The following is a 241-nucleotide window of genomic DNA, read 5'->3' on the forward strand; positions in this document are numbered from 1 at the left end:
CAAATATTCCATGGCAAGCTTTGATGGATTAGGTGTTTTTTCCGTGAGAGAAGACGAGCCGACAAAAGCTTCAAGACCTTTTGATTCCGGAAGAGATGGGCTGATTCCAAGTGGTGGAGCAGCAAGCTTGATCGTTGAAAGCTTAGAATCTGCACAGAAAAGAGGTGCCAATATCATTGCAGAGATTGTTGGCTATGGCTTTTCTTCAAACGGCGGACATATTTCAACACCGAATGTAGAC

1 pseudogene is annotated in these 241 nt (G+C 44.0%); it reads left to right on the top strand.

What is annotated here, in order from left to right:
* Window positions 1–241: pseudogene (locus ACPYOJ_RS36500) on the top strand (beta-ketoacyl-ACP synthase I); the annotation flags it as partial.

This window comes from Rhizobium sp. SVR5-9E, from assembly GCF_056755095.1.